General features: G+C 60.8%; 18 protein-coding genes and 1 pseudogene. 10 read left to right on the top strand and 9 right to left on the bottom strand.

What is annotated here, in order from left to right; genetic code table 11:
- Positions 1–4: 4 nt before the first annotated feature.
- On the bottom strand, positions 5–1,303 hold the full coding sequence (locus F3089_RS01945; RefSeq protein ID WP_151439164.1) for an NAD(P)/FAD-dependent oxidoreductase: 1,299 nt from the start codon (positions 1,301–1,303) through the stop codon (positions 5–7).
- Positions 1,304–1,370: 67 nt separating this feature from the next.
- Entirely contained in the window at positions 1,371–2,321 is a 951-nt protein-coding gene (locus F3089_RS01950; protein ID WP_151439165.1) for a DegV family protein, read from the bottom strand.
- A 257-nt stretch (positions 2,322–2,578) separates the two neighbouring features.
- Here F3089_RS01950 and F3089_RS01955 point away from each other — a divergent pair, with 257 nt between their 5' ends.
- The 5 genes and pseudogenes from F3089_RS01955 (at position 2,579) to F3089_RS01975 (ending at position 6,080) form a co-directional block, all read left to right on the top strand.
- Positions 2,579–3,586, top strand: a complete 1,008-nt coding sequence (locus F3089_RS01955) for a zinc-dependent alcohol dehydrogenase family protein (RefSeq protein ID WP_151439166.1) — start codon at positions 2,579–2,581, stop codon at positions 3,584–3,586.
- Between the two features lie 395 nt (positions 3,587–3,981).
- Entirely contained in the window at positions 3,982–4,245 is a 264-nt protein-coding gene (locus F3089_RS01960) for an SHOCT domain-containing protein (protein WP_151439167.1), read from the top strand.
- A 41-nt stretch (positions 4,246–4,286) separates the two neighbouring features.
- Positions 4,287–5,357 (top strand): DUF2157 domain-containing protein, encoded by a 1,071-nt coding sequence (locus F3089_RS01965; RefSeq protein ID WP_192497248.1) that lies wholly within the window; start codon positions 4,287–4,289, stop codon positions 5,355–5,357.
- A 302-nt stretch (positions 5,358–5,659) separates the two neighbouring features.
- Positions 5,660–5,869, top strand: a pseudogene (locus F3089_RS01970) (GNAT family N-acetyltransferase); the annotation flags it as partial.
- A complete protein-coding gene (locus F3089_RS01975) occupies positions 5,823–6,080 on the top strand; it encodes a hypothetical protein (protein ID WP_151439168.1) in 258 nt (85 codons plus the stop codon). The pseudogene F3089_RS01970 and the gene F3089_RS01975, both read left to right, overlap by 47 nt.
- Here F3089_RS01975 and F3089_RS01980 read toward each other — a convergent pair.
- The 5 genes from F3089_RS01980 to F3089_RS02000 are packed head-to-tail and all read right to left on the bottom strand — an operon-like array spanning position 6,025 to position 11,551.
- Complete coding sequence (locus F3089_RS01980) at positions 6,025–6,879, bottom strand: M90 family metallopeptidase (RefSeq protein ID WP_151439169.1); 855 nt, start codon at positions 6,877–6,879, stop codon at positions 6,025–6,027. The two genes, F3089_RS01975 and F3089_RS01980, sit on opposite strands and share 56 nt — an antisense overlap.
- Positions 6,873–7,817 carry a carbamate kinase gene (gene arcC, locus F3089_RS01985; protein ID WP_151439170.1) on the bottom strand — a complete coding sequence of 315 codons (945 nt, stop codon included), beginning with the start codon at positions 7,815–7,817 and terminating at the stop codon, positions 6,873–6,875. The genes F3089_RS01980 and arcC overlap by 7 nt, the downstream gene beginning before the upstream one ends.
- Positions 7,818–7,832: 15 nt before the next feature.
- The gene (gene argF / locus F3089_RS01990) at positions 7,833–8,834 is read right to left on the bottom strand and encodes an ornithine carbamoyltransferase (protein ID WP_151439171.1); all 1,002 of its coding nucleotides are present in this window, start codon (positions 8,832–8,834) and stop codon (positions 7,833–7,835) included.
- A gap of 18 nt (positions 8,835–8,852) precedes the next feature.
- The gene (locus tag F3089_RS01995; RefSeq protein WP_151439172.1) at positions 8,853–10,082 is read right to left on the bottom strand and encodes an arginine deiminase; all 1,230 of its coding nucleotides are present in this window, start codon (positions 10,080–10,082) and stop codon (positions 8,853–8,855) included.
- Positions 10,083–10,105: 23 nt separating this feature from the next.
- Positions 10,106–11,551, bottom strand: a complete 1,446-nt coding sequence (locus F3089_RS02000) for a YfcC family protein (protein WP_151439173.1) — start codon at positions 11,549–11,551, stop codon at positions 10,106–10,108.
- Positions 11,552–11,712: 161 nt separating this feature from the next.
- Between F3089_RS02000 and F3089_RS02005 the strand changes: the two genes are divergently transcribed.
- Positions 11,713–12,633 (top strand): DMT family transporter, encoded by a 921-nt coding sequence (locus F3089_RS02005; protein ID WP_151439174.1) that lies wholly within the window; start codon positions 11,713–11,715, stop codon positions 12,631–12,633.
- Here the strand turns inward: F3089_RS02005 and F3089_RS02010 are convergent, their stop codons facing one another.
- Positions 12,634–13,374 (bottom strand): siderophore-interacting protein, encoded by a 741-nt coding sequence (locus F3089_RS02010; RefSeq protein WP_151439175.1) that lies wholly within the window; start codon positions 13,372–13,374, stop codon positions 12,634–12,636.
- A gap of 112 nt (positions 13,375–13,486) precedes the next feature.
- Here F3089_RS02010 and F3089_RS16145 point away from each other — a divergent pair, with 112 nt between their 5' ends.
- The 3 genes from F3089_RS16145 (at position 13,487) to F3089_RS02020 (ending at position 16,473) form a co-directional block, all read left to right on the top strand.
- Positions 13,487–13,621, top strand: a complete 135-nt coding sequence (locus tag F3089_RS16145) for a hypothetical protein (protein WP_286202755.1) — start codon at positions 13,487–13,489, stop codon at positions 13,619–13,621.
- A gap of 103 nt (positions 13,622–13,724) precedes the next feature.
- Entirely contained in the window at positions 13,725–14,783 is a 1,059-nt protein-coding gene (locus F3089_RS02015; protein WP_502707319.1) for a 3-deoxy-7-phosphoheptulonate synthase, read from the top strand.
- A 97-nt stretch (positions 14,784–14,880) separates the two neighbouring features.
- Entirely contained in the window at positions 14,881–16,473 is a 1,593-nt protein-coding gene (locus F3089_RS02020) for a BCCT family transporter (RefSeq protein ID WP_151439176.1), read from the top strand.
- 57 nt (positions 16,474–16,530) lie between these two features.
- Here the strand turns inward: F3089_RS02020 and F3089_RS02025 are convergent, their stop codons facing one another.
- Positions 16,531–17,676 (bottom strand): fatty acid desaturase, encoded by a 1,146-nt coding sequence (locus F3089_RS02025; protein WP_151439177.1) that lies wholly within the window; start codon positions 17,674–17,676, stop codon positions 16,531–16,533.
- A gap of 282 nt (positions 17,677–17,958) precedes the next feature.
- On the opposite strand from F3089_RS02025, the gene F3089_RS02030 reads away from it, so the two are divergent.
- The gene (locus F3089_RS02030; protein WP_353623140.1) at positions 17,959–18,594 is read left to right on the top strand and encodes an HAD family hydrolase; all 636 of its coding nucleotides are present in this window, start codon (positions 17,959–17,961) and stop codon (positions 18,592–18,594) included.
- The last annotated feature ends 13 nt before the right edge of the window (positions 18,595–18,607 follow it).

Genomic DNA, 18,607 nt, shown 5'->3' on the forward strand with positions numbered 1-18,607 from the left:
CGTTTCAGTGCAGCTTCATCTTGGGCTTGAAGGCCCGGTGCAGGCGGTCCGTCAGGGCCATCAGCAGCCCCCGGAACCAGCCGAAGACCGCGATCTGGTGCATCCGGTACAGCGAGATGTAGACCAGCCGTGCCAGCCGGCCTTCCACCCGCAGGCTGCCCTTGGAGGTGCCGCCCATCAGGGTGCCGACCGCGGAATACTGGCTCAGGTTCACCAGTGACCCGTAGTCCTGGTACTGGAACGCTTTGAGTTCACGCCCCTGCATGGCCCGGCGCAGATTGCCGGCCAGGTGGTCCGCCATCTGGTGCGCGCTCTGGGCGCGTGGCGGTACGAAGCCCTGCTCCTGGGGGCAGGCCGCGCAGTCGCCCAACGCAAAAATGTTCGGGTCATCCACGGACTGCAGTGTGGCGGCGACCTTGAGCATGCGGTTAGGCTGCAGGCTCAGGCCGTCAAGGTGTTCCATCAGCGTTGGGCCCTGTACGCCGGCGGCCCAGACCATGATGTCACCGGGGATCTCGCGGCCATCCTGATCCACCAGGGCATCGTCCCGGGCTTCGGTGATCCGGGCCTCCAGCCGTACGTCCACCCCGAGTTCGCGGAGCTCCCGCAGCGTGTCCCGAGAGATCCGCTCGGGCAGGGCGGGCAGAAGACGTGGCCCGGCTTCCAGCAGGGTGATGTGAAGCATGCTGCGGTCGGCCTGGGAGAAACCGTATTCGTGTACCGTTTCCGAGGCATGCACCAGCTCGGCCGCAAGCTCTACCCCAGTGGCGCCGCCGCCCACAATGGGAATGCGGGCGCAGGCATCGGGGTCCGTGCGGCGCTGGCTGTTCACCCGCATCAGAGTGTTCAGGAAGTTCTGGTGGAAATGCTGTGCCTGCTCTGGAGAGTCCAGGAACTGGCAGTGGCGGCGCACTCCGGGAATGCCGAAGTCATTGGTGATGCTGCCGATGGCCAGTACCAGGTAGTCATAGGGAATCTGACGTTCGGGCAGTATCGTCTGGCCCTTTTCATCGAGAATGGCATTGAGCGTGATGGTCTGCGCGTCGCGGTCCAGCCCCGCGAATTCACCCAGCACAAAATGGAAACCCCGGTGGCGCGCCACGCCCCGGTAGCTGATCTGATCTACCGAGGAATCCATGGCCCCGGAGGCCACCTCGTGCAGAAGTGGCTTCCAGATGTGGGTAGGGCTACGGTCGACCAGAGTGATGCGCGCCTCACCCCGGCGCCCCATGCGGCGGCCCAGTTTGGTGGCCAGTTCCAGCCCCCCGGCACCGCCGCCAACAATGACGATCTCCGCTGTCATGACGGCTCCGCTGTGTTAATTAGTGTGCGAATCGTAACACAGCGGAGGCGGGCATCCGCAGGCCCCATTACTGGAAGTCGCTGAACGCGTGCGGTTCCGCCGCCAGCGCCAGGCACAGGCTGCCCGGCCCAATGTAGATGGTGCTGGTAATGCCCATCTGGGAAAGCAGCAATTCCACGCCATGGGCTCTGCAGGTATCACGCAACCGCTGCAGCCCGGGCAGGGCCTCAATCTCTTCCCAGCTCATGCCGCAGGAGAGTGATACATAGGGGGTGAGCAGCCCTGCCTCCACACGGGCCACGGCGTAATTCATCACCTGCTCGACCGCCGGCTCAAAACCGCGCGTCTTGGTGGCCGGTTTGCCCTCGGCGCCCTTGCCAAAGATCACAGGCGTGATGTTCAGGGCCTTGCCCAGGAAGGCCACCAGCCCGGAGACGCTGTTATCACCCCTGCGGCGGGCACGTTCGCGGATGTAGTGGAGATCCCTGGGGATCACCACGCTGTAGATCTTGTCCGTGAAGGTGTCGATCTCGTGGCGCAGCGCGTTCTTGTCCAGGTTCTGCTGCATGAGACGGATGGTGTGGGCAGCCAGCAGGCCCTGGCCAGCAAAGATCTGCTTGCTGTCGACCACCCGCATCGAGAAGTTGCCCGTTTCACCGGCAGCGTCACGCTTGCGGCGGTATTCGGCCAGCACGGTATTCATGGCGACACTGGCGTTCTCGTAGATTTTGCTTCGGGAGCGGGTGACCGTCTCGCAGATCGCCAGGTCGTAGTGGTCCACGATCTGTTTCATGAACAGTTGATGGATCTGCTCCGCCGAGAACGCCTCGGTTTCGGCATGGTGGCCCTTCTGTAGGAGCCCCTGCTCGTAGAACTCCTGGGTCAGTTTGGGGTCGTGGGTGTCGGTGTAGGTCTGGTCATCAATGTGTGCCGTTACCGGTAGAACGAAGAGCCCGTGCTCCCTGCTGAACTCATGGGGTATGTCGCACGCGGAGTCGACGATAAGCCCTGTCTTCATGGTCAGCCTCCTCAAGCCGCACTGCATTACGCGGACTTTTGTCATCCAATGTCCGATGTAACATAACCGACTGGCAAGTTTCCGTGGTGCAGTTCCGCTTTTCAAGGAACTTTGAAAAGCTAACCGAAATCGGGAACGCAATGGCCTGTGCGGCCAATCACGGTGTGGAATTTCCGGCGTGTCTTGACGCCAATGCAGTGACGCCCAATGATGAACCTCGTCATCCCAAAACCCGCAACGGAACAGGAGTGCACCTCATGAAACAGGTCACCGTCACCAGCCCTGGTGGGCTCGATAACCTCAAGGTCGCCGACCAGGCCGAACCCGGTCAGCCCGGCCCCGGCGAAATCCGCGTGCGGGTGCACGCCAACTCCCTCAACTTCCACGACTACCTGGTTGCCAATGGCGGCATCCCGACCGAAGATGGCCGCATCCCCATGTCCGACGGCGCCGGCGTGGTGGAAGCCGTGGGCGAGGGCGTTGAGGAATTCGCTGTGGGCGACAACGTCGTCTCCACCTTCTTCCCGCCCTGGCTCGATGGCGAACCCCAGGAAGGCAACTTCACCAATGTGCCCGGCGACGGCCTCGACGGCTACGCCCGCGAACAGGTGGTGCGGGCCGCGACCGCCTTCACCCGCGCTCCGGAAGGCTACAGCCACGCCCAAGCCGCCACGCTCACCACCGCCGGCCTCACCGCCTGGCGCGCGCTGACCGTGGACAACCACATCAAGGCTGGCGACACCATCCTCGTGCTCGGCACCGGTGGCGTCTCGATCTTCGCGCTGCAGTTTGCCCGTGCGATGGGTGCCAACGTCATCGCCACCTCGTCCTCCAACGAGAAGCTGGAACGCCTCAGCAAGATGGGTGCCCAGCACACCATCAACTACAAGGAAGACCCCAAGTGGGGCAAAACGGTCAAGAAGCTCACCAACGGCCACGGCGTGGACCAGGTGATTGAAGTGGGCGGCCCCGGCACCGTGGCGCAGTCCATCGAGGCCATCCGCGTGGGCGGGCTCATCTCACTGATCGGCGTACTCACCGGCAGCGGGGGCGAAGTCCCCACCGCCAAGCTCATGGCCAAGCAGGCACGCCTCCAGGGCCTGCTCGTGGGCAGCCGCCGCCACCAGATGGACATGGTCCGCGCCCTCGAAACCACCGGTATCAAGCCCGTGATCGACAGCAGCTTCAAGCTTGAGGAGATCGCGGACGCGTTCCGGCATGAGGAAGCGGGTAAGCACTTCGGGAAGATCTGTCTGGAATACTGATCCAGAAACCTGCCTTCCGCGCCGCAGTCTGGCTGCGGCGCTGCTTCCTTATAAGTAAGTGTGTCTCCAGGCTCACTGCTGTCACTCTCAAAAAGAAGGGTAGACATCGCTATGCCAGGTAATGCTGACAGAACCGCTATTGTCAGAAAGGCCTTTACTGTTGGTTTTATAGAAAAAAAATGGTTCTTCTCCGTCCGTGTTGTTTTCGATGACTTCATTGGAAAAAATTGCAATTAATGATCCGATATAGGGTTTTTTTCAGGAAAACAGTCGGGTATCTAGGCTCCCTATGTTGCTGTCAGTCCTACATGTAAAAAATACTGACGAAAACGCGCCCTAGCGCACCTGCTACGCTGGGAGTGCCATAATGGCGGGAATGAATAAGGAGAACACTGATGGGGCCTGAACATTTCTGGTGGGGTGGATGGGGCATGTTTCCCATGATCATGCCGATCACCATGCTCATCATCGCTTTGATCATGATCTACCTGCTCTTCGGCAGAGGGGGGCCTCGATCCCCGGGATGGGAGAATGATGAGAGACGGTCCCCGCGTTCCCGGGAGTCCGAATCGGCGATCGAGATTCTCAAGAAACGATACGCTCGAGGAGAGATCAGCCGGGAAGACTTCGAGCAGATGAGGAAAGACCTTGAGGACTAGCATGGGCTGGTTTGTCGGGGAGTGAACGCAGGGAGTGAGGAATGAAGGTCGATCAGGAGGTACTGGCGAGTGCCGAGCGGGAAGGGATTCTGGGGCCGGGGCAGGCCGAGAGACTCTGGGGTTTCCTGGCCGAGGGGCAGGCGGCGGCTGGTGAGAGGCCCCAGTTCCGGGCTGCACACCTGCTGTACTATTTCGGCGGCCTGTTGGCGATTGGCGCCGCCTCTCTGTTTCTCAATGCTGCCTGGAATCAACTCGGGCCCTGGATGGGCGCGGCGCTTGCGATTGGGTACGCGATCGGGTGCTGGCATGTGGCCGCCTGGCTGCTTGAACAACGCCGGCTGGCGATCCCGGCGGGTGTCCTCGGGGCGTTGGTTACTGTGTGCACCCCGGTTGCGATCTTCAGCCTCCAGAAGGCGTTGGGCTGGTGGCCGTCCGGCCACGATGTCTACACCGATTACCATCGCTGGGTCGACTGGCACTGGTGGTTCATGGAGCTGGGAACCCTGGTGGTGGGGACCAGTGTGTTCTACCGGTTCCGTTTGCCGTTCCTGACGCTGCCGATCGCGGTAACGCTCTGGTATATCGGGATGGACCTGGCCGCGGTTGTGACCGGAGGCGAAGCGGACTGGGAACTTCGCCGCCAGTTCACTCTGTTGTTCGGGCTGGCAACGATCATGTTGGCGCTGTGGATTGATCTGCGCCAGTGTGGTCCACGTGATCAGGCCTTCTGGATCTATCTGTTCGGGCTGATCGGATTCTGGGGCGCACTTTCGGCGACCTCCAGCGACAGTGAACTGGCCAAGCTCGGGTATTGTGCGATCAACCTTGGCTTGATCCTGGCCGGCGCCATACTGGCGCGCCGTACATTCGTCGTGTTTGGCGGTCTGGGGGTCGCGAGTTACCTGGGGCATCTCGCCCACAACGTATTCGAGGACTCGCTGCTGTTTCCGTTTACGCTCACACTCATAGGATTGGCGGCTATTGGAGCCGGCGTCGTGTGGCAACGCAACGAAGACGCTATCGAGGGACGACTGCAGCGGGTACGCCCGGGTCTTCTGGCGCGGGCGCTGCAAGCAAGGGGTGCGGGTAACCCGCCGGGGGCGTTGTCCTAACGCAAACCAGGAAAGGAAAGAATCGCCAGAACAATGACGACGGCACCGACGAGATAGGCAATATTGTTCATGGTTGCGTCTCCTTTCCACCGATCCGAAATCGGGATGCGCCGTCTTCCATGCGGCGCTCGATGTAACGTCCTGTTCAGGCGTATCCTTTGCCTCATCTGGAGCCAGAATGGGCGTTGCCATTTGCTCCGTCTGTTCGCTGGCGCACTGAGTTGTAAAAAGAACGGCGATTGGCTCTGCCCATGTCATGGGATCTTGTCGTTTGATGGGATGCCCGGGATCAGCGGAAGGGAGCAGGGAGGGCACTCTTCCAGGCGGGCGTTAGTGCATTGCGGGAAGACGGCTATGGGTCAATGTGCCTCTGGGTATTGCCTCAGAATGCGGCCTGCAGGTTCTATGAGATGATGGGTGGGGTTCAGGTAAGAACACGCACGATCGCGATTGGGGGGCAGAGTTATGAGGAGATCGGGTACGAATGGATGGATCTCCTGGAAAAACAATAGACTCAAGGACTTGGAATCCATCCCTGATGTGCGTGACGGCCTGACGTACACGGAACGGATCATCCTGTATGTGCTGCAGGAGACCCAGCATGAGGTGAACGGGCGCAACGTGCCGACCGCAATGCTCTATGGCCGGGTGGTGGAATACGTCAATCTCACCGAGGCGGAGCTTCACGATTACCTGAACCGGCTGGGTGTTCAGTCAGATTGAGTGGGTCGAACCGGAAGTACCCGCCCAGTGTCTTATAGACCTCCGGTTGCTGCTCTTTGAGATGGCTGGGCCTCTGAAAGAAGGTTTCCGTCAGCACGGCAAAGAATTCCGCCGGTTCGGTTGCCCCATAAGGGTCGAGCCAGGGTTTCCGGTGATGGTGGAGGGAGTCGCGCAGGTGTTCGTAGGCGCGGGTCATGGTTTCCTGCCAGTGCCGCGCCTGTTCGCCGCTCAGGGGTGGCGCGCCGTCGGCGGTGCCGTCCAGATAATCCAGCTGGTGGGCGAACTCGTGCAGGATCACGTTGTGCGCGCCGTGTGGGTGGATTGCGCCTTCCTCGCAATCGGTCCACGCCAGGACCACCTGGCCCAGGCTGGAGGCTTCCCCGGCACGAATCTCGTTGCTTTCGCTGACCACCATGCCGTCGCTTTCCATGTCCCTGACGCGGTAACGGTCGGGGTAGACCAGGATGCTGTTGATCCCGTCAAAATCCGAGAAGTTCCGGGCAATGATCAGCAGGCAGGCGTGCCCGGCAATGGTGAGGCGTACAGTGTCGTCCACCTCAAATCCGTCGCAGCCATAGAAGGGTTTTTCCGCCAGGAACAGCTGTACGTGCTGTTCGAGCTGGCGTTTGAGCTGGGCGGGCAGCCGGCGGTATAGCGGTACCCGGGTTTTCAGTGTTTTCCGCCAGTGTTCCGGGAAGGGGTGCTGGAGCTGCCTGTTGCGCCACCAGCTGCGATAGAAGAACAGGTAGAAGATGAGTGCGCCAATCAGCGCCAGGGCGCAGAGCAGGTAGATCAGCATGGGTGGGAGTCCGCTACCTCCTGGTTCAGGGAGTGGATGCTGATGCGGGTGCCCGCCTGGCGATCCAGAATCGCCTCTGCGTCTTCCAGCCGGCCGATACCACTGAGGCCGCCGCTTCCAGCAAAATCGCAGGCTGCAGCGAGCTTGGGGCCCATGGAGCCGGCGGGCAGGTCCAGCTGGCGGGCTTCGTCCAGGGTCAGTTCGTGGATGGGGGCGGCGGTATCCTTGCCGAAATCCCGGTAGATGGCGTCCACATCGGTGAGCAGAAGCAGGGCATCGGCCCCCAGCTGGCGGGCCAGCAGGGCGCTGGCGGCATCCTTGTCGATCACGGCTTCAACGCCAATCATGCTGCCGTCATCCCGGCGCAGGATGGGAATGCCGCCACCCCCAGCGCAGATGACCACCACGCCCTGTTTCAGCAACAGCTCGAGCACCCGGGTGTCCGGGATTTCGAGGGGGCTGGGGGAGGGGACGACCCGCCGCCACTTGTCGCCGTCCTGGGCGATCTGCCAGCCAGCCGCCTCGGCGCGGGTCTCTGCTTCTTTCCTGTCGTACACGGGTCCCACGAATTTCGTGGGGTTCTGGAAGGCCGGGTCGTTCCTGTCCACCAGTACCTGGGTCAGCAGCGTGGCCACGGCCCGGTCGTGGCCCAGGGCATTCTCCAGCTCCTGTTCAATGATGTAGCCGATCATGCCTTCCGTTTCGGCGCCGAGTACATCCAGGGGGTAAGCCTCATCCGGTCTGTAGGCGGCGCCCTGAAGTGCCAGAAGTCCTACCTGCGGACCGTTGCCGTGGGTGATGACCAGCTGGTGGCCGGCGCGGACGATGCCGGCGAGTGATTCAGCGGCAACCTTAACGTTGGCCCGCTGGGCCTGGGCTGTCAGGGGTTCGCCGCGCCGCAGCAGGGCGTTGCCTCCGAGGGCTGCTACCACAAGCATGTCAGGCTCCCCTGTTCAGGTTCCAAGAGTGGCGACGAGCACCGCCTTGATGGTGTGCATCCGGTTTTCCGCCTGGTCGAACACGATGGAGGCGGGGCTCTCAAAAACCGCTTCAGTCACCTCCATGGCATCAATGCCGAACTCGCTCTGTATGTCCTTCCCAACGGTGGTTTCGGTATTGTGGAAGGCGGGCAGGCAGTGCATGAACCTTGCCCGGGGGTTGCCGGTTTTCTCCATCAGGGCGGCGTTCACCTGGTAGGGCATCAGAAGCTTGATCCGCTCCGCCCATTTCTCCTTCGGCTCCCCCATGGAGACCCACACGTCCGTGTAGACGAAATCCACGCCCGTCACGGCGGCGTCAACATCCTCGGTGATCATGATCCTGGCACCGGTATCACCGGCAATACTCCGGGCCTCGGACTGGACGGCCTCCCCGGGCCAGCAGGCCTGGGGGGCACAGAGCCGGACATCCATGCCCATTTTGGCAGCGCCGATCAGCAGGCTGTCGCCCATGTTGTTGGCGGCATCCCCGATGAATACGAACGCCACCTCCCGCAACGGCTTCTCCACATTCTCCTGCATGGTCAGGAAATCCGCCAGGATCTGGGTTGGGTGGAATTCATTGGTCAGGCCATTGTAGACGGGCACTCCGGCATACTGGGCCAGTTGCTCAACAACCTCCTGCCCGAAGCCCCGGTATTCGATGGCGTCATAAACCCGGCCCAGAACCCGGGCGGTGTCCTTTACGGACTCCTTGTGGCCGATGTGGGTACCCGTCGGCCCCAGGTAGGTGACGCGGGCGCCCTGATCAAAGGCCGCGACCTCAAATCCCACACGGGTCCGGGTGGAGTTTTTCTCAAAGATCAGGGCAATGTCCTTGCCCTGTAACCGGGGCACCTCGGTGCCGGCGTATTTGGCGGTTTTGAGATCGGCGGACAGTTTGAGCAGAAAACTGATCTCCCGGGGGCTGAAGTCCCGCAGGGTCAGGAAATGCCGGTTCTTGAGATTGAAAGCCATGATTCTGTTCCTTGTCAGTCAGACGGGGTCGCGCAGGGTCGGGCAGCTCATGCAGCGCCCGCCGCCCCTGCCTCGCCCCAGCTCCGCCCCGGGGATGGCGAGGACCTCGATGCCGGCGGCCTGGAGCGCGGCATTGGTGTCGTCGTTGCGGTCGTAGCCAATGACCACGCCCGGGCTCAGCGCCAGCACGTTATTGCCGTCGTTCCACTGTTCCCGCTCGCGTTCGGCCGGGCTGTCACCGCCGGTGGGGATCACCTCCAGGGAGCGGTAACCCATTGCGTCCGCGACCACATCAAACAGGGGCCTGGAGTCCTGGTGAAACGACAGGTGTTTGCCGTTACTGCCGGGGCGCAGCTCATAACAGACCATTTCATCAGCGACTTCCTTGAAGCTGGTCACCACGTTGCCGCCACAGAAGGTGAACACCGTATCCAGGTGCATGGCGGAGCGGCTCCTGGGAATCTGGCAGGCAATCACGCGTTCCGCTGCTCCGCTGTCGAACAGGGCTTTGGAGAGTTGGCCGATGGCCTGCGGTGAGGACCGTTCCCCCATGCCCACCAGGACAACGCCATTGCCGACCGGCATGACGTCACCGCCTTCCAGGCTCGCCAGGGCATGGTCCTTGAGCGGATCCCCCCAGTGCACATTGACCTTGCCCGCGAATGCCGGGTGATACTGATAGATCGCGCTCATCAACAGGGTTTCCGGTTTGCGCGCTGCCCAGTACATGGGGTTCAGGGTGACCCCGTTATAGATCCAGGCGCTGTTATCCCGGGTGAACAGGAAGTTGGGCAGCGGTGGCAGCACGAATCCGTGGCGCCCAAGGTGGTTACCAAAGAGCCCGGAAGGGTCGAAAGGAAGGTCGCCGACTTCCAGTCCGCCAATCAGGAATTCCGCCAGGGGCCGGCCGGGGAGTTCGTCCATCCACGCGCGCAGGTCGGACACCATGCCCACCCCGATATGGTTCCAGGTGATCCGGTGGTCCAGGATCCAGGCCCGTGCCTCGGGGATTTCGAGGGTTTCGGCCAGCAGTTCATCGACGTCCAGCACCTCCACGCCGCGGTCGCGCATGACCCCGGTAAAGACATCGTGGTCTTTCTGGGCCTGCTTGACCCAGAAGACGTCGTCAAACAGCAATGCATCGCAGTTGGAAGGGGTCAGCCGCCGGTGCGCCAGCCCGGGGCGGCAGACAATCACCTGCCTCAGCGTGCCGGTTTCAGAGTGAACCCCGAGAGTGTTTTCCGCCATCTCGCATGCTCCCTTGCCTTGGATTACACAAGCGCGCCGATACTGATCACGGCGGTGATGAACACCGTCAGTATCAGCAGCAGCGGCCATATGAATGCCAGCCAGCGGTCGTAGGAGACGCGGCCTATGGCCAGGCCGCCAACCACCACCGCAAACGTTGGGTTGATCAGGTTTACCAGGCCGTTGGCGGACTGGTAAGCCGTCACCACCAGATCCCGTCCCACGCCGGCAAAGTCCGCCAGCGGTGCGAGGATGGGCATGGAAAGCACAGCCAGGCCGGACGAGGACGGTACAAAGAAGCTCATGCCCACCTCGATCCAGAACATCAGGTTGATGAAGGCCAGTTGCGGCAGCCCACCCAGCGTTGTCTCCGCACTGTGCAGGATGGTGTCCGCGATCATGCCCTGCTCCATGATCACCACGATACCGCGGGCCAGCCCAACCACCAGGGCGACACCCAGCAGGTCCCGTGCGCCGTCAACAAAACTGCTGGTGAGCTTTTTCTCGCCCAGCCGGGCGACGATGCCGATGACGATGGCGGAGCCAAAGAAAAGCGAGCCCATCCTGGCCATCCACCAGTCCTGGGTGGAAACCCCCCAGATCATCACAATGAACGTAAGCGCGAAAATGGCCAGGGCAATCTGCTGGGTGCGTGTGAGTTCAAAATCCTCCAGCTCATCATGGCCCTGGAGGAAAAGCTTGCGGTGGGCGTCTTTCTGCCTGGCAACCACAGAGCGGGATGGGTCGGCCTTAACCCGCCGGGCATACCGCATGACGTACGCGGCACAGATGATGAGGCCACCGACCAGCAGCACGAACCGCAGTACGATGCCGTCAGTAAAGGGAATATTGGCGGCGTTGGAGGCGATGACCGTGGCAAAGGGATTGATGGTCGATCCCAGCACGCCGATGCCGGCGCCGATGAGAATCACCGCGACTCCGGTGACGGCGTCATAGCCTGCCGAGATCATTACCGGGATCAGGATGGCGTAGAACGCCAGGGTTTCCTCGGCCATGCCGTAGGTGGTTCCCCCCAGCGCGAACAGCGTCATGAGTATGGGTATCATCCAGATCTCATGGCCTTCCAGATGGTGCATGGCGCTTCGGATGCCCGTGTCGATTGCACCGGTGGCGTTCATTACACCCAGGAAGCCGCCGAGAAAGAGCACGAACAGGGCTACGTCGATGGCGTTGGCGGCATAGCTGTCGGGGTCGTAGAAGCCCGCCGTGGGCGCGAGCATCACATCGACAAAACCCTGGGGATTGGGTTCAACGGTTTCGTAAGTGCCTGGTACTGCTACTTCACGCCCGATCTCTTCATTCATGGCGCGCTCATACTGGCCCGCGGGAATGATCCAGGTGAGTGCGGCAATCAGGATGATGAGGAGAAACAGAATGGTATAGGCGGTCGGGAATCGCGTTGAGAGGTCATCTTCAGGGTTCGATGAGGGGGGCAGTTCATCAGTCATCTGGCGCCTCCTGTCCTTTGCGGCTTGCTGATGTAGATCCTCATCCCGAGTATGAACTTCCTGGGGCCACGGTAAAGTGATGATTGTCAACTCGACACAAGATCGACATCACCCCATAATCCGCTTCTTTTATGTCCACTTCCCTGTAGTCAGGAGTTCCAATGGCAGGCGCAACGGCTCTCGTGATGCTCGCTTCCCTGTGCTGGGGGCTGTCCGGCGGTATCGGCGGTATCCTTATGGCGGACGGCTGGGATGCGTTCGTGGTCTCGTTCTACCGGGGGGCGATTGGTCTTGTATTCGTCCTGGGCTGGCTGGCGATCCGCCCTGGCAACAGCGGGCTGGCCAATCGCAAGCTGTGGTTCTGGTCAGCCATTGCCGGGCTGGGCGTGGCCGGCAACTTTTCGTTCTACTTCCTGAGCATCTCCGAGGGCAGTGTCGCGGTGGCCGCGACGCTGATGTACTGCGCGCCGGTGTTTGTCTACCTTCTGTCTTTCGCGCTTAAGCTGGAAAGCCCAACGCCGCTCAAATGGGCGGCCATCGTGATGGTGATGGTGGGGATTGTGCTGCTCACCCGCATCTATGACGTCAACGCGGGCGGTGTTACGGCGCTTGGCGTTGGCGCGGGGCTGCTGGCAGGGCTCTCCTATGCCATCTTCATATTCGGCTTCAAATACGCCGCGCCCCATGGCACCCCGCAGGCCATTCTCACCATCGCCTTCACGGCCCTGGTGATCATCCTTGGCGCCTTCGGGGATTCCAGCGAAATCGCCATTGCCCTGAGCACGCCGGACTGGCCCCTGTTCGTCACGCTGGGAATTCTGGGCGCGGGGCTGTCGTTCATCTTCTACATCATCGGCCTGAATCACACGGCCCCCGCCGTCGCCTCCATTGTAGCCATGGTTGAGCCGGTCACGGCCTCACTGTTCGGCGTGGTTGTCCTGGAGGAAACGCTGGTTGCGCTGCAGATTGTGGGGATGGCTCTGATCCTGGCTACGGTGACGGCGTTGAGTGTCTTTTCCGGACCCCCGGCGGCGGCGCTGCCAGAGCCCGAGGGCGGAGAAGATGGAGAGCAGGCCGATTAATCAGGCTTCCGGGTCAAGCTTCTTGGCCCGCTTCATCCCTTCGTCAGTATCACCCATCTTCCAGTAGCAGCTGCAGTACATGGCGTGCTTGTCGATGCCGCTTTCGTCCCGGAAGTAGCGGCGCATGCTGCGCATGGTGCTGAATTCGCCCGCGAACCAGGGATAGGGGGTGCCGGGCAGCCAGGGCAGGGCACGTACCCGTTCGTTCAGCAGGGCGTTAGGGCGCTCAGTGTCCGGATTCACGAGCCACCTCAGCTCGACACCCTCGGGGTGGTCGATGGCCTGTCTGTCGGCCTCGGAAAGCACCTCGATGAGAGCGTAGCCCTGCGCATTCTTCGGGAGGCGTTCAAGGTTGACGGCCAGCGCCGGTAGGGCGCTCATGTCGCCGGCCAATAGGAACCAGTCGGCGTCAGGGGCGGCCAGTTTCGGCTCACCCGGGCCACGGATGGTGATGGGGTCGCCGGGGCGCGCTCGGCTCGCCCAGGCGGAGGCGGGGCCGCCGTCGCCGTGGTCCACGAAATCCAGCATCAGTTCCTGCTGTGCCGCATCGAAGGCGCGGATGGTGTAGGAGCGCAGGGTTGGTTTGCCGCCTTCCTCTGCCGGGTCAAAAAGCAGCTTAACGTAGCCGCCCTCCTGGTCTGCCGGGAACCCCGCCAGTTCCGGCCCCTGCAGCACGATGCGGCGCATGTTAGGGGTGAGGCGGTTGTTGCTGAGTACTTCAAGATCGTATTCGGCTGGCATTGGCCTCTCTGACAGTCGGGCATTTGGGTCTGAGCTGAGATATTCCCATCTTCCCGGCTTTTCGAAAAGGCCTGGTGTTGCAACGCTGGCTGGGTGCGTTATGATCCCGGTTATGAAGACATTAACCGCAGCATCCACGTCCATGACCCTGAAGTCTGCCGGTGTTCCGGCTGGCTCGGTGGCTGCTGTGTATTTCCAGTGGTTTGGTTTTGGCTATTTCTATAGCCATACGCCGGGCCACGTCTGACACCTCACACCCCAGGAGGCGGCCCGGCAGAAAGCCAGGCTGCCACCGGAAGAAAAACCCCGACTGGCAGCCGCCGTCGGGGTTTTTTTATGGGAGATCAATTATGGCTACAGCAATGACGGACTCACAGACGACCAGTGAACAACCACAGCCCGTGCATGATTCCGCAGCGCTCCAGAGCCTGCCAACACCAGCGGAACTCAAGCAGCAATTACCTTGTCCGGACGAACTGCAGAAGCAGGTGGAACAGCACCGGGAGGCGGTCCGCGCCATTCTCAGGGGCGAAGACGAGCGCCTGCTGGTGGTCGTGGGGCCCTGCTCCGTGCATGACGAAGTAGCGGCACTTGAGTATGGCGAACGACTCGCGGAACTCGCCGTGACCCTTCAGGATCGCTGTCTCATCGTCATGCGGGCATACCTCGAGAAGCCCCGCACCACCGTGGGCTGGAAAGGGCTGCTGTACGACCCTGAGCGCACGGGAGAAGGGGATCTGGCCCAGGGACTGGTCCGAAGCCGGCGCCTGCTTCTGAATCTGGCGCAGCTGGGGCTGCCGCTGGCGACCGAAGCCCTCCATCCAATGGCCGCGGATTATCTGTCGGATCTGGTGAGCTGGACGGCTGTCGGGGCGCGGACCACGGAGTCACAGCTCCATCGCGAGATGGCAAGCCAGCTGCCCATGCCGGTGGGCTTCAAGAACGGTACCGATGGCAGTCATGGGATGGCGCTCAATGCCATGCGGTCTGCGGCTTCTTCCCATTACCGGTTGGGCACGGACCTTCACGGCCGGCCGGCCATGATGCAGACACCGGGCAACCCGGATACGCATCTGGTACTGCGCGGTGGTCGTGGCGTTACCAATTACGACCAGACCAGTATCGCGACCGCCCAGGAAGAGTTGCGGGAGAGTGGGCTCAACCCCTCTTTGATGGTGGATTGCAGCCATGACAATGCCTGCAAGGAGCACCAGCGCCAGACCGGGATTGCCCGCGAACTGCTGCACCAGCGCCAGGCGGGCAATCACCGGATTGTCGGTATCATGCTCGAGAGCTTCCTGGTGGATGGCAAGCAGAAGGATGAAGGCGAGCTGACCTACGGCCAGTCCATTACGGACCCCTGTCTGGGATGGGATGAGACGGCGCATCTGTTGATGCAGATGGCCTGAAGGGCTCTGAATCCCTATCATACGCGCGACATGATGATCGCGCAGGGTAACGAGGGCATTCGTTACCGTTATCGGGATACCGGATGGGGTTCAGAGTATGGGCGCACTCAGGACAGGGCTGACACAAGGGTGGCATCGGTTTACCCAGAAGATGTCACCGCCGGTCTTCATTGGCTCGGCGCTCTGCGTCATTGGCTTCTGTATTGTCGGTGGCCTTTTTACCGCTACGGCGAGTGACGCTTTCTCAAGCGCGCAACAGACGATTTCCCGGACGTTTGGCTGGTATTACGCGCTGATTGTCACCTTGTTCGTTCTCTTTGCCTTCTGGCTGATGGTCAGTCCCTATGGCCGGTTACGGCTGGGACCTCCGGATTCACGGCCTGAGTTCCGCTATCACGCCTGGTTTGCCATGCTGTTCAGTGCCGGCATGGGAACAGGTCTGGTGTTCTGGGGGGTGGCCGAGCCCCTCTATCACCATGCCGATCCGCTGTTTGCCGAGGGCGGCTCACCTGAGGCAGCGAAGGAGGCGATGCGTTACACCTTCTTTCACTGGGGGCTGCATCCCTGGGCCATCTATATCCTGTTCGGCGCCTCCATTGCCTATTTCCATTTCCGCCATGATCTTCCGCTCGCGCCCAGATCCATTCTGCATCCGCTGATTGGTCGTCATATCTGGGGGCCGATTGGCCACGGTGTGGACATTCTCTGCACGGTGGGGACCCTGCTGGGGGTTTCCACATCCCTGGGGCTGGGCGCGATGCAGATCAACAGTGGCCTTGCCCAGTACATGGACATTCCGCTTCAGACCAACGTGCAGGTAGGGATCATCGCCCTGATCACACTGGTGGCCACTATCTCAGTCGTGTCCGGTATCAAGGCTGGCATACGGCGACTGAGCCTCATCAATCTGGCGTTGGCGTTCGGCCTTATGGTGTTTGTTTTCCTAGCCGGCCAGACGGTCTATATTCTCGAAACCCTGGTGGGAACCCTGGGCATCTACATCCAGAAACTGCCTGAAATGAGTCTCTGGGTCGAGTACACCAGCAACACCGACTGGCAGGCAACCTGGACCATGTTCTACTGGGGCTGGTGGATTTCCTGGTCGCCCTTTGTCGGGGTGTTTGTGGCCCGTATTTCCCGGGGGCGCACCCTGCGTGAGTTTGTTCTTTCAGTGATGCTGGTCCCGACGCTGGTCACGTTCGTCTGGCTGTCAGTTTTCGGTGGTTCAGCACTGCACATCGAGCTTTTCGGCAACGGGGGGCTGAGCGCGATCGTTCAGGATGATGTCTCGCTGTCGCTGCACGCACTGCTGGAAGCGCTGCCGCTGGCGGGTGTGACCATGATGTGGGCGACTCTGGTCGTTGTGATCTTTTTTATCACCTCTTCGGATTCTGGATCGCTTGTCGATGACATGGTCACCTCCGGAGGCCACCCGAATCCGCCGCGTGCGCAGCGTGTTTTCTGGGCCGTATCCGAGGGGTCGGTTGCTGCCATACTGTTGATCGTCGGTGGGCTGCGGGCGATTCAGGATGCTTCCATTTCCCTTGGTTTCTTCATGTCCTTCCTCCTGTTGGCGATTTGCCTGAGCCTTTACAAGGCGCTGCGGTCCGAGCGTCACATGACCCAGGGCGCCAGCCAGGAGGCGTTCAGAATACTGCCCTGGGCCAAAAAGCAGCCAGTACCGGAATAAGGCTGATCCTCAATCGGGGATTGCAGGGGGATTATACTGGGTGGGTTAGGCACTTCGTCAGGTATATGGCTCCGAAACGGCCATATTTCCGCCCACCCCCTGCGTGACTTGCTCGACCGAGGTGATGCGCTGGTGATGCCGGTCCCAGAGATTGTTCCGCAGTGCCTTCGGCACATCACGCAGTGAAATCCGGGTGACGTCCTCAAACAGGTGCGCGTAGGCCCGGTGACACTCAGCCAGCTGGTAGTTGGGAATCGAGGCGGACAGGTGATGAACGTGGTGATAGGCAATATCCGCCGTAAACCAGTTCAGCCACGCAGGCAGTACCAGAAAGCTGGTGCCCTCGATCGCCGCCCGGTTGTAATCCCAGTGTTCCTCGTCAGCTGCCCATGAATCCTCGAAGTTATGCTGCACGGTGAACAGAATGATGCCTCCCGCACCGGCCAGGGAGAGGCTGATCAGGTAGATCGTGAAGAACAGGATCGGGCCGATGGCCAGACTCATGAGCACCCAGATCGTCAGCAACACCAGGTTGTTGGCCGTCATGTGCTGGTAGTCTTTCCACGTTTTCCAGTAACGCGGCTGAAAGTCATCCGCAATCGAGCGCAGCGACCGGGAAGGCGCACGCAACTTATGCCTGGCGACAAACACCAGTAGCGCCAGGCTGCCCTTGATCCAGGTGAAGCGGGGATTAAAGATCAGGTAGAGGAAACCGCCGACCGGCGCCATGGTGATGTGACGCAGCACCCGGTAGCGGATCTGCTGTGCCGGGGTCAGTTCGTTGAACTCCTCAATGGAAAGCGTCGCCAGCGGTCCCCGGTAGCGGTCCCAGTTGCCGTTGGTGGAATGGTGGAACGCGTGGTTCTTCGACCAGACGTACTGCGGCATACCGCAAAGCACACCCAGAAAAAAGCCGGCTGCGCGATTATAGGAGTTCTTGGCGAACAGGGCGTTGTGCCCGCAGTCGTGCATCAGCACGAACACGCTCAGGAGGAAGAGGCACAGTACCGCGATGCAGACGGCTGTCAGGCCCCATGCGGCCAGAGCATTGTCCAGCGAGGCGCTTTCAATCGCCAGGTACCAGACCAGTGCGAAGGGGATCAGTGTCGTGGCAATCTGGCGGCATGCAATGGCGTTATTCTTTTTGGCAAAGCGGGCGGTGATCTCTTTTTTCTGGTCAGCGGATAGCCCGGAATCGGTCATAACGTCCACTTCTATTTATTATTCTAAGTGTCCCTGCGAATAAGTTGGGTACCTCCTCCGTCCCGTGGAGACCTTTTCTTTTCAACAGTACACTGCTGAACCGGTGACCCGATCAAGCGTCTGGACGTTATCATGGGCTTCTGAATAAATGTCAATTGCAACATTTTTCAAAGTGTTCCCCGTCACAAATCTGTATTGCCTGCGGAAGGTGAACGGAAGCTTGGGAATGTCATTCCGGGAGAGTGTAGAAGCACGCTGAGAAGATTGGAGGCTGATATCGTGATGAATCAGGGCACTGTTGATACCAGCGCGATAACAACGCTTACTTTCGATGTGGTGGGCACTGTGATCGATTTTGAAACTGGGATCCTGGAATGGTGGCGGCCGCATCTGGAGGGCCAGGGCATTCGCGTTGACGATGCCGGGATACTGGCTGCGTTCGCGGAAGCCGAGGACCGCCTCCAGCGGCAGCGCCCGGATCTGCCGTTCACCGATATGTTGCCGCTGATCTACCGCGATCTCGCGGAAACCTGGGCACTAAATGGCGACGAAGAGGCTGCCGGGGACTTCCAGAGTTCCATCGCCCACTGGCCCGCCTTTCCGGATTCGGAAGAAGCACTCCGCACGCTGGGCCAGCACTTCCGGCTGGTCGCCATGACCAATGCGGATGCCTGGGCCACAAGGGCGATGAACCGAACCGTCGGGAACGTATTCGATGACCAGGTCACATGCGACGAGGTGGGCGTCAACAAGCCGGACCAGCGGTGTGGGACAACAGGAACTTTGATCAAAAACAGATGCCGTTATCTCTATAAGAACTGCTTATTCCGGTGTCTGAAATGGATTCATTGGTTTCATTCCATCAAGGCTCCTAGGCTGAACACAGGATTTGGCCTCTTGGCCGTCCATCAGGCTTAAAACCGGGGAGCCC

This window comes from Halospina sp. K52047b, assembly GCF_008709855.1.
In the GTDB taxonomy this organism is placed as follows: domain Bacteria; phylum Pseudomonadota; class Gammaproteobacteria; order Pseudomonadales; family Oleiphilaceae; genus Halospina; species Halospina utahensis_B.